The sequence below is a fragment of the Phenylobacterium sp. genome (assembly GCF_046463815.1).
In the GTDB taxonomy this organism is placed as follows: Bacteria; Pseudomonadota; Alphaproteobacteria; order Caulobacterales; family Caulobacteraceae; genus Phenylobacterium.
The window spans coordinates 37943-52047 of sequence record NZ_JBKBRO010000008.1; the positions used below are offsets into that span (position 1 = coordinate 37943).

Annotated in this window: 11 protein-coding genes; 9 read left to right on the plus strand and 2 right to left on the minus strand. The window is 71.8% G+C overall.

Annotation, left to right across the window (positions count from 1 at the left end; translation table 11 throughout):
* Positions 1–16 precede the first annotated feature (16 nt).
* From ACK4TT_RS06800 to ACK4TT_RS06840, 9 genes are all read left to right on the plus strand, one after another.
* A complete protein-coding gene (locus tag ACK4TT_RS06800) occupies positions 17–1519 on the plus strand; it encodes an efflux transporter outer membrane subunit (protein ID WP_410212680.1) in 1503 nt (500 codons plus the stop codon).
* A gap of 8 nt (positions 1520–1527) precedes the next feature.
* Entirely contained in the window at positions 1528–2829 is a 1302-nt protein-coding gene (locus ACK4TT_RS06805; RefSeq protein WP_409637537.1) for an efflux RND transporter periplasmic adaptor subunit, read from the plus strand.
* Complete coding sequence (locus ACK4TT_RS06810; protein WP_409637534.1) at positions 2826–3542, plus strand: ABC transporter ATP-binding protein; 717 nt, start codon at positions 2826–2828, stop codon at positions 3540–3542. Before ACK4TT_RS06805 ends, ACK4TT_RS06810 begins: the two co-directional genes overlap by 4 nt.
* Positions 3539–4759: an ABC transporter permease gene (locus ACK4TT_RS06815; RefSeq protein ID WP_409637531.1), complete on the plus strand. Its 1221-nt coding sequence runs from the start codon at positions 3539–3541 to the stop codon at positions 4757–4759. The genes ACK4TT_RS06810 and ACK4TT_RS06815 overlap by 4 nt, the downstream gene beginning before the upstream one ends.
* A gap of 81 nt (positions 4760–4840) precedes the next feature.
* On the plus strand, positions 4841–5638 hold the full coding sequence (locus ACK4TT_RS06820; RefSeq protein WP_409637528.1) for an ImuA family protein: 798 nt from the start codon (positions 4841–4843) through the stop codon (positions 5636–5638).
* The gene (locus ACK4TT_RS06825; protein ID WP_409637525.1) at positions 5559–7100 is read left to right on the plus strand and encodes a DUF6504 family protein; all 1542 of its coding nucleotides are present in this window, start codon (positions 5559–5561) and stop codon (positions 7098–7100) included. Before ACK4TT_RS06820 ends, ACK4TT_RS06825 begins: the two co-directional genes overlap by 80 nt.
* The gene (locus tag ACK4TT_RS06830) at positions 7097–10297 is read left to right on the plus strand and encodes an error-prone DNA polymerase (protein ID WP_409637522.1); all 3201 of its coding nucleotides are present in this window, start codon (positions 7097–7099) and stop codon (positions 10295–10297) included. Before ACK4TT_RS06825 ends, ACK4TT_RS06830 begins: the two co-directional genes overlap by 4 nt.
* A gap of 55 nt (positions 10298–10352) precedes the next feature.
* Entirely contained in the window at positions 10353–11474 is a 1122-nt protein-coding gene (locus ACK4TT_RS06835; protein WP_410212681.1) for a WD40/YVTN/BNR-like repeat-containing protein, read from the plus strand.
* Positions 11471–11734 (plus strand): MoaD/ThiS family protein, encoded by a 264-nt coding sequence (locus tag ACK4TT_RS06840; protein ID WP_409637516.1) that lies wholly within the window; start codon positions 11471–11473, stop codon positions 11732–11734. Before ACK4TT_RS06835 ends, ACK4TT_RS06840 begins: the two co-directional genes overlap by 4 nt.
* Here the strand turns inward: ACK4TT_RS06840 and ACK4TT_RS06845 are convergent.
* Both ACK4TT_RS06845 and serA read right to left on the minus strand, forming a co-directional pair.
* Positions 11731–12468, minus strand: coding sequence for a glutathione S-transferase family protein (locus tag ACK4TT_RS06845; RefSeq protein ID WP_410212682.1), 738 nt, complete (start codon positions 12466–12468; stop codon positions 11731–11733). The two genes, ACK4TT_RS06840 and ACK4TT_RS06845, sit on opposite strands and share 4 nt — an antisense overlap.
* A 60-nt stretch (positions 12469–12528) precedes the next feature.
* The gene (gene serA / locus ACK4TT_RS06850) at positions 12529–14103 is read right to left on the minus strand and encodes a phosphoglycerate dehydrogenase (RefSeq protein ID WP_409637510.1); all 1575 of its coding nucleotides are present in this window, start codon (positions 14101–14103) and stop codon (positions 12529–12531) included.
* Positions 14104–14105: the final 2 nt, after the last annotated feature.

Here is a 14105-nt window from a genome sequence, read left to right on the forward strand (position 1 = left end):
GCCGACGGCGGCCTGCATGGCGGCTTCGGCCCTGCTCGCCGGATGCGCGGCGGGTCCCGACTACCGCGCGCCGACGCTGTCGGAACTCAAGGTCGCCGAGCGGTTCGCCGCCGCGCCCCCGGCCACGGCGGCGGATGAGGACGACCTGGCGCGCTGGTGGCGGGCGTTCGACGACCCCGCGCTGACCGGCCTGGTCGAGCGCGGGCTGGCCGCCAACCTCGATATCGACGAGGCGGGCGCCCGGGTGCGTGAGGCCCGCGCCAACCTCTGGGGCGCGCGCGGCGCGCTGCTGCCCGGCCTCGGCGCCTCCGGTTCGGCGGCGCGGGCGGTCGGCGGTCCGATCGAAGGCGACCGCACCCGGTTCCAGGTCGGGTTCGACGCCGCCTACGAGGTGGACGTGTTCGGCGGCGTCCGCCGCTCGGTGGAGGCGGCCCGCGCCACGGCGCAGGGCGCGGAGGCCAGCCTGCGGTCGGTCCAACTCACCGTCGCCTCGGAGATCGCCCTCAACTACTTCGCCGCCCGCGAGGCCCAGACCCGCCTGCGCATCGCCCGGGAGACCCTGGCCGCCCTGGACGAGACCGTCGAGATCGTGGGCTGGCGGCGCCAGGCCGGCCTGGTCGGCGCGCTGGACCTCGAACGGGCCCGCCAGATCCGCGACCAGACCGCGGCCACCATACCCTCGCTGGAGACCGACTATGCCGCCGCCGCCAACCGGCTCGCGGTGCTGCTGGGCGAGGCGCCCGGCGCGGTCGCCGCGGCCCTGGAGCCGGCGCGCGACGCCCCCGCGCCGCCGGGCGCGCTGCCGGCGGCCATTCCCGCCGATGTCGTGCGCCGCCGGCCGGACGTGGCGCTGGCCGAGCGCACCCTGGCCGCCGAAACCGCCCGGATCGGCGTCCAGGCCGCTCAGCTCTATCCGGCGTTGACGCTCAGCGGGAGCTTCAGCGGTTCGGGGACCTCGATCTCGGACGCCGCCAACGATCTGGCTGGCGACCTGATCGCCGGGATCACCGCCCCCATCTTCCACGGCGGACAGATCCGCGCTGCCGTCGAGGCCCAGCGCGCCAGCGCGGCGGCCGCACTCGCCGCGTACCGGACGGCCGTGCTCACGGCGCTGGAGGAATCCGAGAACGCCCTGACGTCCGTGTCCGCCACCCGGCGCCGCCGGCAGTCGCTGGCCTCGGCCGAGACCGCCGCCCGGAACGCCGTCGAGATCGCCCGGGCGCAGTACCGCTCGGGCCTCATCGACTTCCAGTCGTTGCTGGAGTCCGAGCGCACCCTGCTCTCCAGCCAGGACAGCCTGGCCTCGGCGCGGGTCGCCGAGGCCGCGGCGGCGGTCCAACTCTACAAGGCGCTGGGGGGAGGCTGGCAGGCCGCCCCCACGCCCTCCAGCGTCTCCGCCCCTGGAGCCCGTCAGGGTGAAGTGGCCGCCGGTTCGCCCGCCCGGGCGGGCCCCAAGCTTTTGAAGATAGCGCCTTCTTATCCGGATCAAGCGAGTCCGCTTGATCCTGGACGGCTCTAGAGGATCCGATGGACCAGACCTCCGACGCCCGCGCCAAGATCGACAGCTTCCTGGGCGTGAAACCGGGCGGGCGCCGTCCCCGGCCGCTGATGATCGCCGCCCTTGCGGCGGTCGGCGTGGCCCTGGCCTTGCTGATCTTCTTCCTGTTGCGCGGCCCGGGCGACGCGCCCCGCTACGCCACCGCCGCGGTGGAGCAGGGCGACCTGCGGGTGACCGTCTCGGCCACCGGCAACCTCGCCCCCACCAACGAGGTGGAGGTCGGATCCGAGCTCTCCGGCATCGTCAGCGCGGTCTATGTCGACAACAACGATCGGGTGACCAAGGGCCAGCTCCTGGCCCGGCTCGACACGTCTCGCCTGGAGGACACGGTCCGCGAAAGCGAAGCCGCCGTGGCGTCCGCCGAGGCCAGCGTCGCCCAGGCCGAAGCGACCCTGACCGAGGCCCGCGCGAACCTTCGCCGCATGGAGGAGGTGTATCGCCTGTCCGCCGGCAAGGCGCCTTCCGCCACGGAACTGGACGTCGCCCGCGCCGAACAGGCTCGCGCCGCGGCCAACCTGCGCGCCGCCCAGGCCGCCGTCGGCCAGGCCCGGGCGAGCCTGTCGTCCAACCGCACCCAGCTTTCCAAGGCCTCGATCCGTTCGCCGGTGAACGGCGTGGTTCTGTCGCGCGACGTGGAGCCCGGCTCGACGGTGGCCGCGACACTGAACGCGCCCGTGCTCTTCACCCTGGCCGAGGACCTCGCCAAGATGCAGCTCGAGGTGAAGGTCGACGAGGCCGACGTGGGCCAGGTAAAGGACGGCCAGAAGGCCACCTTCCAGGTCGACGCCTATCCCGGCCGGACCTTCAACGCCGTAGTCAAGCGCCTGGACGTCGGCGCCACGGCGACCGCCAGCTCCAGCGGCTCGGGACAGGTGGTGGCCTATACGGCCGTGCTGACCGCCGACAATCCCGACCTCGCGCTCCGGCCCGGCATGACGGGCACGGCGGCCATCGTGGCGACCGAGAAGAGGAATGTCCTGCTGGTCCCCAACGCGGCGCTCCGCTTCACCCCCGAGGCCGCCGCCGCGAAAAACGGCGGGGCGACCAGCATGCTGATGCCGCGCATGATGCGCTCGCAGGGCCAGGCCGCCGGCGTCGCCATCGGGCGGGGCAGCCGCCAGACGGTCTATGTCCTCAAGGACAACGGCGAGCTGCAAGCCGTTCAGGTGCAGGCCGGCGACAGCAACGGCAGCCAGACCGAGGTCGTCGGCGACGGGCTGAAGGCCGGAATGAAGGTCGTCACTGGCCAGCTCGCCGGGGCGGCGCAATGACGGCCGAGCCGCTGATCTCACTGCGCGGCGTCACCAAGACCTTCGGCAGCGGGACGGCGGCCTTCCAGGCGCTGAAGGGCATCGATCTCGACGTCCAGGCCGGCGACTTCGTGGCGGTGATGGGCCCGTCCGGCTCGGGCAAGTCCACGATGATGAACATCCTGGGCTGCCTCGACACCCCCACCAGCGGCGAGTACGTCTTCAAGGGCGTCCACGTGGAGCAGCTCGACCGGGACCAGCGGGCCCTGCTGCGGCGGCGCTATCTCGGCTTCATCTTCCAGGGCTACAACCTGCTCGCCCGGACCAGCGCGCTGGAGAACGTGGAACTGCCGCTGCTCTACCGCGGCGAACCGCGGCGGACGCGGCGGGACGCGGCGATGGACGCCCTGCGGAAGGTCGGGCTGGAGGACTGGTCGCACCATACGCCCGCCGAGCTCTCCGGCGGCCAGCAGCAGCGCGTCGCCATCGCCCGGGCCATCGTCACCCAGCCGGACGTGCTGCTCGCCGACGAGCCGACCGGCAACCTCGACACCGAGCGCTCGCTCGAGATCATGCGCCTGCTCCAGCGGTTCAACGACGAGTCCGGGATCACCATCCTGATGGTGACGCACGAGCCGGACATGGCGACCTTCGCCCACACCACCGTGAAGTTCCGCGACGGCCTGGTCGAGACGGTCGAGGCCGCCCGCCCCCGCGTCGGAGCCGCCACGTGAACGGCGTCCTGATCACCACCTTCGCCCTGGCGCTCCGGGAAATCCGCCGGCACCTGATGCGCTCGTTCCTGACGGTGCTCGGCATCGTCATCGGCGTGGGCTCGGTGGTCACCATGGTGACGCTGGGCAACGGGACGACCGCCGCCGTCCAGGAGCAGATCTCGAGCCTGGGGGCCAACATCCTGCAGATCCGCCCCGGCCAGGGGTTCGGTCGCGGCGGCGGCGGCGGCGCGCAGCCGCAGCCCTTCGAGGGCGACGACGTCGAGGCGCTCCGGCAGCAGGTGGCCGGCCTGGTCTCGGTCGCGCCCCTGGTCCAGTCGTCCGGTCTGGCGGTCCGCAACGCGGCCAACTGGTCGACCACCGTCTACGGCACCAGCAACGACTACCTGAAGGCCCAGTCCTGGAGCATGGCCGAAGGACGCACCTTCACGGCGGCCGAGGAACAGGCCGGCAAGACGGTGTGCCTCATCGGCTCCACCGTCCGGCGCAACCTGTTCCGCGACGAGAACCCGGTGGGCGAATCCATCCGCATCCGCGACCTCTCTTGCGAAATCGTGGGAGCCCTGGCGAAGCGCGGGTCCAGCATGGGGCCCATGGACCAGGACGACGTGGTCATCATGCCGGTGAAGGCCGTGCAGCGCCGGATCACCGGCAACCAGAACGTCAGCATGATCATGGTCTCGGTGGATCCGGCCTATGACTCCAAGACCGTCCAGGCCTCGATCCGGTCCCTGCTGCGCGAGCGCCGCCGGCTGCAACCGACCGAGGCCGACGACTTCAACATCTTCGACACCCAGCAGATCTCCCAGACCCTGCAGAGCACGACCCAGATGTTGACCGGCCTCCTGGGCGCCGTGGCCGCGGTCAGCCTGCTGGTGGGCGGCATCGGGATCATGAACATCATGCTGGTGTCGGTGACCGAGCGCACCCGCGAGATCGGCATCCGCCTGGCCATCGGCGCGTTGGGGCGCGAGGTGCTGCTGCAGTTCCTGGTGGAGGCCGTGGTGCTGGCGAGCCTGGGCGGCCTGCTGGGCCTGGCGCTCGCCCTGGGCGCCAGCCTCACCCTCGCGCCGATGCTGCAGGTCCCGTACATCTTCGATCCGACGATCAACGTGGTGGCCTTCGCCTTCTCGGCCCTGATCGGGGTGCTGTTCGGCTATTTCCCCGCCCGCCGGGCCGCCCGGCTCAATCCGATGGACGCCCTGCGCCACGAGTAGCCGCCACGCCGCGGCTTTCGGCCTTGACTCCCCACCTTTTGTGCCTAGAACAAAAGTGGAACGAAAGGAGTCCGGAAAACCATGTCCGATTTTCGCGGCAAGCGGCTCGCCGCGTTGCAGGCGAGGATCGCCGCCCTTGAGGCCGGCGTGCGGACGGACTTCGGCGTCCTGCCTTTCGACGAAGCGTCCCTGGACGAACGCCTGCCCGGCGGCGGCCTGCCGCTCGGCCGCTGGCACGAGGTCGTGGCCGAAGGGCTGGAGGTCGAGACCTCGGCCGCGCCGGCCGCCTTCACCGCCCTCCTGGCCGCGCCACTGGCCCGCCGGGGCGAGGCGGTGTGGGTCGTGCGCCGCGACGACCTCTGGGCGCCGGGCCTGGCCGGTCTGGGCTTTCCGGCCGGGCGGCTGATCCAGGTCTGCGCCCGCGACGAGGCCGAGGCCCTGTCGGTGATGGAGGACGCGCTATCCACCGTGGGCGTGGCCTGCGTGGTGGGCGAGGTCGAGACCGTGGACCTCACCGCCGGGCGGCGGCTGCAACTGGCCTGCGAGCGCCACGGCGGGACGGGGTTCGTGATCCACCGGCGGCCGTTCGGCGGCCAGGCCCGGCGCACGTCCGCGGGCTCGGCGGCGGCCACCCGCTGGCGGGTGGGCGCGGCGCCTTCCGAGCCGCCGGCGGGGGAGTTCGGCCTGGGCCCGCCACGCTTCCGGATCGAGCTGGAGCGGTGCCGGGGCGGGCGGACGGGCGCGTGGATCGTCGAGGCGGCGGGGGCCTACAGCCAGAGCCTTCTGGAGGAGACAGCCGATGTCGCGCATCCTCTGCGCCTGGTCGCCGAACTGGGCGATCGACAACTGGCGCCGGCGAGCGAACGCCGGGCGGCGTAACGACGCCGCAGACCCGCCCTTCGCCCTGATCGAGACGGTCCGCGGGGTCAGGCGGATCGCGGCCGTCAGCGCCGAGGCGCTGGCCCTGCGCGTCTATGCCGGCCAGAAAGCCGCCGACGCCAAGGCCATCGCGCCCGAGCTCGTCACCGCCGAGGCCGAGCCCGAGGCGGACGCGGACGCCCTGACGGCGCTCGTGGACTGGTGCGTGCGCTTCTCGCCGGCCGTCGCCGCCGACCCGCCCGACGGCCTGTTCCTGGACATCGCCGGGGTGGAGCACCTGTTCGGCGGCGAGGCCGAACTGATGGCCGAGTTCCGGGACCGCCTGGCCGCCAACGGCCTGTCCTTCCGCCTCGCTGTCGCCGACACGGCGGGCGCGGCCTGGGCGCTCGCCCATTTCGGCAAGGACGGGACCATCGCGCCGCACAGGGGCCAGGCGCCGCTGATCTCCCCCCTGCCGCCCGCCGCGCTCCGGCTCGATCCCGAGGCCGCCGCCAAGATCGAACGCCTGGGCCTGCGCCGCATCGGCCAGCTCATGGACATTCCCCGCGGCCCGCTGGGGCGGCGGTTCGGGGCCCACGCCTTGATGCGCCTGGACCAGGCCCTGGGTCGCGCGCCCGAGGCGCTGTCCTTCCGCCGCCCCCCCACGCCCTGGATCGACCGGCTGGCCTTCTTCGAGCCGATCAGCGCGCCCGAGGACATGGCCCGCGTCACCGGGGACGCCTGCGCCAGGCTCTGCGCCCGCCTGGAGGCGGAGGGCCGGGGGGCGCGGCGCTTCGAGATCGGCTTCTGCCGGGTGGACGGCAAGATCCCCGCCGTCGAGGTCGGCCTGGCGATGGCCGGCCGCGACGCCCGCCGGCTCGCGCGCCTGTTCGCGCCCAAGGTGGAGACCGTCGACCCCGGCTTCGGGATCGACGCGGTCCTCATCGCCGCCTACGAGATCGAGGCGGTGGCCGGGCGCCAAGTCCAGATAGAGGCGGGGCTCGCGCCCGCGCCCGAGGACGGCCTGATCCCCCTGGTGGACCGGCTGGCGAACCGCCTGGGTCCCGAGCGGGTCTGGCGCGCCGCCCCCGTCGAAAGCCATGTCCCCGAGCTGTCGGTGGCGCGGGAGGCCCCACTGGGCGCGCCGTCCTCCAAAGCCCGGCCGTGGGATGTGGAGGCGCCCCGCCCCACACGCCTGTTCCGCCGGCCCGAGCCCCTGGAAGGCGTCATCGCGCTCACCCCCGACGATCCGCCCACCCAGTTCCGCTGGCGCGGGCGCACGCACCGGGTCCGCCGCGCCGAGGGGCCCGAACGCATCGGCGAGGAGTGGTGGACCCGCGACATCGGCGAGGTCTCGGCCGCCCGCGTCCGCGACTACTACCGGGTGGAGGACCAGGACGGCGCCCGCTTCTGGCTGTTCCGCGCCGGCCTCTATCGGCCGGGCGAGCCCGCGAAGTGGTGGCTGCACGGGGTGTTCGGATGACCCGTTACGCCGAGCTGCAGGTCGCCACCAATTTCTCGTTCCTGCGGGGCGCGTCGCACCCGCACGAGCTGGTGACGGGCGCGGCGGCCTTGGGCCTGGAGGCCATCGGGATCTGCGACCGCAACAGCCTGGCCGGCGTGGTGCGGGCCTGGTCGGCCATGCAGACGCTCAAGGAAGGCGGCTCGCCCATCCGGGCGCTCACCGGCTGCCGCCTGGACTTCGCCGACGGGACGCCCAGCCTGCTCGTCTATCCCGCCGACCGTGAGGCCTACGGCCGCCTCACCCGCCTGCTCACCCTGGGCCAGCGGCGGGCCGAGAAGGGCGACTGCATCCTGCGCTACGGCGACCTCCTGGACCACGCCGAGGGCCAGCTCGTGCTGGTCGTCCCGCCCGAGCGGCTGGATGAAAGGTTCGGGGCCGACCTGGAGCGGATCGCCGGCGACCTGCCCGACGTGTGGCTGGCGGCGGCCCGCCGCTACGGCGCGCGCGACCTGAAGCGGCTCTCGCACCTGGCCACGCTGGCGGAAGGCTCCGGCGCGCCGATGGTCGCCACGAACGACGTGCTCTACCACGGCCCCGAGCGGCGGCCCCTGCAGGACGTGCTGACCTGCATCCGCGAGACCTGCACCATCCAGGAGGCGGGCCTGCGCCTGGCCGCCAACGCCGAGCGCCACCTGAAGAGCCCCGACGAGATGGCCCGCCTGTTCGCCCGCTTCCCCGGCGCGGTGGAGCGCAGCGCCGAGATCGCCGGGCGCATCGGCTTCGACCTCTCCCAGCTCCGCTACGAATATCCCGACGAGCCCGTCCCGCCGGGCAAGACCGCCATCCAGCACCTGCGCGACCTGGCCTGGGAAGGCGCCCGCTGGCGCTTCCCCGACGGGATCGATCCCAAGGTGCGCGAAACCATCGCCCACGAGCTGGACCTGATCGAGAAGCTCGATTTCCCGAACTATTTCCTGACCGTCCACGACATCGTCCGCTGGGCCAGGCAGCAAGGCATCCTCTGCCAGGGACGCGGCTCGGCGGCCAACTCCTGCGTCTGCTTCTGCCTGGGCATCACCGCAGTCGACCCCACCAAGCCCGACCAGGACCTGCTGTTCTCGCGCTTCATCTCCGAGAAGCGGGGCGAGCCCCCCGACATCGACGTCGACTTCGAGCACGAGCGGCGCGAGGAGGTGATGCAGTATGTCTACGAGCGCTACGGCCGCCACCGCGCCGCCATCGTGGCCACGGTCATCCACTACCGACCGCGCATGGCCATCCGCCAGGTCGGCAAGGCCCTGGGCCTGACCGAGGACGTGACCGCGGCGCTCGCCAACACCGTGTGGGGCTCCTATGGCGACGGCGTGCCGGACGAGCACATCCGCCAGTGCGGCCTCGATCCCGACGCCCCCGAGATCCGCCGGGCCACGGCGCTCGCCCAGGAGCTGCTGGGCTTCCCCCGCCACCTGTCCCAGCACGTGGGCGGCTATGTGCTGACCAAGCGCCGGCTGGACGAGACGGTCCCCATCGGCAACGCGGCCATGGCCGACCGCACGTTCATCGAGTGGGACAAGGACGACATCGACGCGCTGGGCCTGATGAAGGTCGACGTGCTGGCGCTCGGCATGCTGACGGCCCTGAAGAAGAGCCTGGACCTGCTGGGCATCCCCGACATCGCCGACATCCCGCAGGAGGACCCGGAGGTCTACGACATGCTGTGCAAGGCGGACTCGGTGGGCGTCTTCCAGGTGGAGAGCCGGGCGCAGATGTCGATGCTGCCCAGGCTCAAGCCCCGCAGGTTCTACGACCTGGTGGTGGAGGTGGCGATCGTCCGGCCGGGTCCCATACAGGGCGACATGGTCCACCCCTACCTGAAACGCCGGCAGGGGATCGAGAAGGCCGAGTTCCCGGCGCCGTCGCCCGAGCACGGCGATCCGGACGAGCTGCGCGCGGTGCTGGGCAAGACCTACGGCGTGCCGCTGTTCCAGGAACAGGCCATGCGGCTGGCCATCGAGGCGGCCAGGTTCACCGACGACGAGGCCGACGGCCTGCGCCGGTCCATGGCCACCTTCCGGGCCAATGGCCGGCTCTGGGAATACAGGGAGAAGTTCATCCGGGGCATGACGGCCCGAGGCTACGACGAGGACTTCGCCCAGCGCTGCTTCCGCCAGATCGAGGGCTTCGGCTCGTACGGCTTCCCGGAAAGCCACGCCATCAGCTTCGCCCTGCTCGTCTACGCCTCGGCCTGGGTGAAGCGCCGCCACCCCGACGTCTTCCTGGCCTCGCTGCTCAACAGCCAGCCCATGGGCTTCTACCAGCCGGCCCAGTTGGTCCGCGACGCGCGCGACCACGGCGTCGAGGTCCGCCCGCCCGACGTCCTGTTCAGCGACTGGGACTGCACGCTGGAGCCCCCATCCGCCCCCGCCAGCACGGGGGAGGAGCGGGGATTCAAGGCCGTCCGCCTGGGCCTGCGGCAGATCAAGGGCTTCCGGCAGGACGACGCGATCCGGCTCGCCGCGGCGCGCGAGGCCGGCGGCCGGACCCTCGCCGACCTGGCGCGCCGGGCCCGGCTGCCGCGCCGGGCGCTGGAGCTGCTGGCCGAGGCCGACGCCTTCCGCGGCCTGGGGATGGACCGGCGACAGGCGCTGTGGACGGTGAAGGGACTGGCCGACGAACTGGACGACGAGCGCGCCGCCCTCCTGGCCCGCCAGACGGTGAAGGAAGAGCAGGTCGAGCTGCCCTTCATGAGCCAGCCGCAGCACGTGGCCGAGGACTACCGGACCACCAGCCTCTCCCTGAAGGCCCACCCCGTGACCTTCTTCCGCGACGACCTGGCCCGGATAGGCGCGGTCCCCTGCGCGGCGCTAAGGACCGCCCGCGACCGGCGGCGGCTCTCGGTGGGCGGCCTGGTGCTGGTGCGCCAGCGGCCGGGCACGGCCAAGGGGGTGGTGTTCATGACCCTGGAGGACGAGACGGGCATCGCCAACATCGTGGTCTGGAAGGACGCCTTCGACGCCAACCGGCGCACCGTGATGACGTCGGCCTTCCTGGTCGTCCACGGCCAGGTGCAGAGCCAGGACGGCGTGGTCCACGTGGTCGCCGAACGCTTCACCGACCTCACCGAGCGCCTGTCGGGGATGCGCGAGGACGAGGCCCCCGTCACGGCCCGCTCCAAGGTCACCGGCCGCCTGATCCGCAGCCGCGATTTCCATTGAGGACCGCTGTCGGAAACCAGTGGTATGGTTCGTCCTTCGGTCGGGAGGACATCACATGACCGAGGCGATCCGACTGCTCGTGGGGACCCGCAAGGGCGCCTGGACGATCGAAAGCGAAGCGGCCCGCCGAGGCTGGACCGTGAAGGGTCCGCTGTTCCTGGGCCAGATCGTCAACCACTTCGTCGCCGACCCGCGCGACCCCAAGGTCATGCTGATGGCGGCCTCCACCGGCCACCTCGGCCCGACCATCCTCCGCTCGACCGACGGCGGGGCGAACTGGGCCGAGGCCAAGGCGCCCCCGGCCTTTCCGAAAGGCGAGCCGCACGGCCGCTCGGTGAATCACACCTTCTGGCTCCAGCCCGGCCACGCCGACGAACCCGGCGTCTGGTGGGCCGCGACCTCGCCGCCGGCCCTGTTCCGCAGCGAGGACCACGGCGACACCTGGGAGGGCGTGACGGGGCTGAACGAGCATCCGAAGATCCTCGACTGGCTGCCCCCGGACGGCGGCACGCCCGACGGGGCCATGGTGGCCGGGATCGCCATCGACCCGCGCGACGCGCGCCACATGTACCTCGCCACCTGCTCGGCCGGCGTGCTGGAGACCACCGACCAGGGCGCGACCTGGCGGCCGCTGAACCAGAACGTCGAGGCCAGCTTCCTGCCCGACCCGTTCCCGGAATACGGCCAGGACAGCCACCAGATCGCGCTCGCTCCCACCAACCCCGACCGCATCTGGCAGCAGAACCACTGCGGCATCTACCGGCTGGACCGGCCGGGCGAGCGCTGGGAGCGGATCGGCAACGCCATGCCGCCCGAGATCGGCGACATCGGCTTCTCCATCGTGCCCCACGCCCGCTGCGACCAGACCGCCTGGGTCTTCCCCATGGACGGCACGGACGTGTGGCCCCGCGTCAGCCCGGGCGGGCGGCCCGCCGTCTACCGCACCCGAGACGGCGGCGCGTCCTGGGAGCGGCAGGACAACGGATTCCCCAGGGAGCAGGGCTGGTTCACGGTCAAGCGCCAGGCCTTCTGCGCCGACGCGGGCGAACCCCAGGGGCTCTACCTCGGCACGACCGGCGGCGAGGTCTGGGCGAGCGGCGACGAGGGCGAAAGCTGGCGGCAGATCTGCGCCCACCTGCCGGAAATCTACTCGGTCGTGGCGGCGCCGGTCCCGTGATCTCGGTCTTCGTCCCCTCGCAGCTTGCGTCCTACACCGGCGGCGTCACGCGGGTGCAGGCGAGCGGCGCCACGGTCGGCGCGGTGCTGGACGACCTCGACCGCGCCTATCCGGGTCTCAAGTTCCGGGTGATCGACGAGCAGGACCGGGTGCGCCGGCACATGCGGATCTTCGTCGGTCCGGTGGAGACCCGAGATGTGGCCCGCCCCATCGCCGATGGCGAGGAACTGCTGATTTTTGGGGCCCTGTCCGGCGGTTAAAGCGCCATCACCCCGCGCTTGGGCGTGCGCGTGCCGAGCGTCTCGGCCGTCAGCGGGGCGCCGGCCTCCAGCAGGGCCGCGCGGCGGCCCGCCGGGTTGACACTGCGCTGGACGTCCTCGAACGGCAGCAGGGTCGCGAAGCACGGCTCGGCCAGCACGCGCGCCACATAGGCCGCCGTCTTGGGCCAGCGCGCGGGGTCGGGCTCGAAGCCGGCGTAGGCGGCGTTGCGGAAGAAGCTGGCCAGCGAGATGTCGGCCAGGTCGACGTCGCCGAACAGGAACCCCGCGGCCGGAAGCTCTCGCTCCAGGTAGTCGAGGGCGGCGGGGATGTCGGTCGAGAGGCTCTTCTCGACCCGGGCCTCGTCGCAGGGCTCGCCCCACACGACGGGCCTGACGTTGCGCTGATAGAACAGCCCCCAGATGAACACATCGCCCAGGCGGGTGTCGGCGAATTCCTCGAACCAGCGCGCGCGGGCGCGGTCTTTCGGATCGGCCGGCAGCAGGGCGCGGCCCGGATAGGCCTCGTCCAAGTAGGCGCAGATGACCGAGGAATCGCAGAGCGTCAGGTCGCCGTCGATCAGCACGGGGATGCGCCGCAGCGGGCTCAGCCGCTCGAACGTATCGTCGCCGAAGAAGGGCGTGATGGGGTCGATCTCGTAGTCCAGGCCCTTCAGCACCAGGCAGGCCAGGACCTTGCGCACATACGGGCTGACGAAACTGCCGATGATCTTCATTTGGAACCCCTCCGCGTCCAGCCCAGGGTTGGGGGCCGGACGCGGAGGAGCAAGGGCCAGTTAGAAGCGAAGGGCCCGGGCTTCCTTCACGTGGGGCAGCTTCTGGATCTTCTCCAGCAGCGCCTCGGTCGGCGCCTGGTCCACGCCCACGAGCGCGATGGCGTCCTCGCCGGCGTCCACGCGGCCCAGGTTGAACGTCGCGATGTTGATCTTCGCGTCGCCCAGCAGGGCGCCCAGGGCGCCGATGAAGCCCGGCTTGTCCAGGTTGTTCACGTACAGCATCTGCGTCGCGAAGGGCGCGTCGAGATCCATGCCCTTCACCTCGATGATGCGCGGCGCGCCGGCCAGGACCGAGCCCGCGAACGAACGCCTGCCCTTCTCGGTCGTGACCGTGATCCGGATCAGGCTCTCATAGATCGGCGAGTCCTCCTGGCGGCTTTCCGACAGGACGATGCCCCGCTCCTTCGCCACGGCCGGGGCCGAAACCATGTTCACCTCGGCCAGCATGGGGCGCAGCACGCCCGCGAGGGCGGCGGCGGTGAGCGGCTTGGTGTTCAGCTTGGCGACCTCGCCCTCGAAGGCGATGTCCACGGCCTTCACCCCGAAGTCGACCATCTGGCCGGCGAAGGCGCCCAGCTTCTCGGCCAGGGCCACGAAGGGCTTCAGGCGGGGGGCTTCCTCGGCGGTGACCGAGGGGCTGTTGAGCGCGTTGCTGACCGCGCCCGTGAGCAGGTAGTCGCTCATCTGTTCGGCCACCTGCAGGGCCACGTTCTCCTGGGCTTCCAGGGTCGAGGCGCCCAGGTGCGGGGTGGCGATGAAGTTCTCGGCCCCGAACAGCACGTTCTCCTTGGCCGGCTCCTCGACGAAGACATCGAAGGCCGCGCCGCCCACATGCTTCTCGTCCAGCAGCTTGCGCAGGGCTGCTTCGTCCACCAGGCCGCCGCGGGCGCAGTTGACGATGAGGACGCCCTTCTTCGTCTTCCGGAGGTTCTCTTCCGACAGGATGTTGCGGGTCTTGTCGGTCAGCGGCGTGTGCAGGGTGATGACGTCGGCGCGGGCCAGCAGCTCGTCCAGCTCGACCTTCTCGACGCCGATCTCCACCGCCCGCTCGGGCGACAGGAAGGGGTCGTAGGCCACCACCTTCATCTTCAGGCCCAGCGCCCGGTCGGCGACGATCGAGCCGATGTTGCCGGCCCCGATCAGGCCCAGCGTCTTGCCGTAGAGCTCGACCCCCATGAAGCGGTTCTTCTCCCACTTGCCGGCCTGGGTGGAGACGTCGGCGGCGGGGAGCTGGCGGGCGAGCGCGAACATCATGGCGATGGCGTGCTCGGCCGTGGTGATCGAGTTGCCGAAGGGCGTGTTCATCACCACCACGCCGGCGGCGGTGGCGGCGGGGATGTCGACGTTGTCCACGCCGATGCCGGCGCGGCCGACCACCTTCAGGTTCCTGGCGGCGGCGATGACGTCCTTGTCGACCTTGGTGGCCGAGCGGATGGCGATGCCGTCGTACTGATCGACGATCTTCAGCAGCTCGTCCTTGGTCAGGCCGGTCTTCACGTCGGCGTCGACGCCGCGCTGTTTGAAGATGTCGACGGCGGCGGGGCTCAGTTTGTCAGCGATGAGAACGCGGGGCATGG

Bases quoted from the DNA above. Each gene is read 5' to 3' on its own strand.
- ACK4TT_RS06830 (WP_409637522.1), top strand. From the start codon at position 7,097: ATGACCCGTTACGCCGAGCTGCAGGTCGCCACCAATTTCTCGTTCCTG.
- ACK4TT_RS06835 (WP_410212681.1), top strand. From the start codon at position 10,353: ATGACCGAGGCGATCCGACTGCTCGTGGGGACCCGCAAGGGCGCCTGG.
- ACK4TT_RS06800 (WP_410212680.1), top strand. From the start codon at position 17: ATGGCGGCTTCGGCCCTGCTCGCCGGATGCGCGGCGGGTCCCGACTAC.
- ACK4TT_RS06810 (WP_409637534.1), top strand. From the start codon at position 2,826: ATGACGGCCGAGCCGCTGATCTCACTGCGCGGCGTCACCAAGACCTTC.
- ACK4TT_RS06820 (WP_409637528.1), top strand. From the start codon at position 4,841: ATGTCCGATTTTCGCGGCAAGCGGCTCGCCGCGTTGCAGGCGAGGATC.
- ACK4TT_RS06825 (WP_409637525.1), top strand. From the start codon at position 5,559: ATGTCGCGCATCCTCTGCGCCTGGTCGCCGAACTGGGCGATCGACAAC.
- serA (WP_409637510.1), bottom strand. From the start codon at position 14,103: ATGCCCCGCGTTCTCATCGCTGACAAACTGAGCCCCGCCGCCGTCGAC.
- ACK4TT_RS06845 (WP_410212682.1), bottom strand. From the start codon at position 12,468: ATGAAGATCATCGGCAGTTTCGTCAGCCCGTATGTGCGCAAGGTCCTG.
- ACK4TT_RS06805 (WP_409637537.1), top strand. From the start codon at position 1,528: ATGGACCAGACCTCCGACGCCCGCGCCAAGATCGACAGCTTCCTGGGC.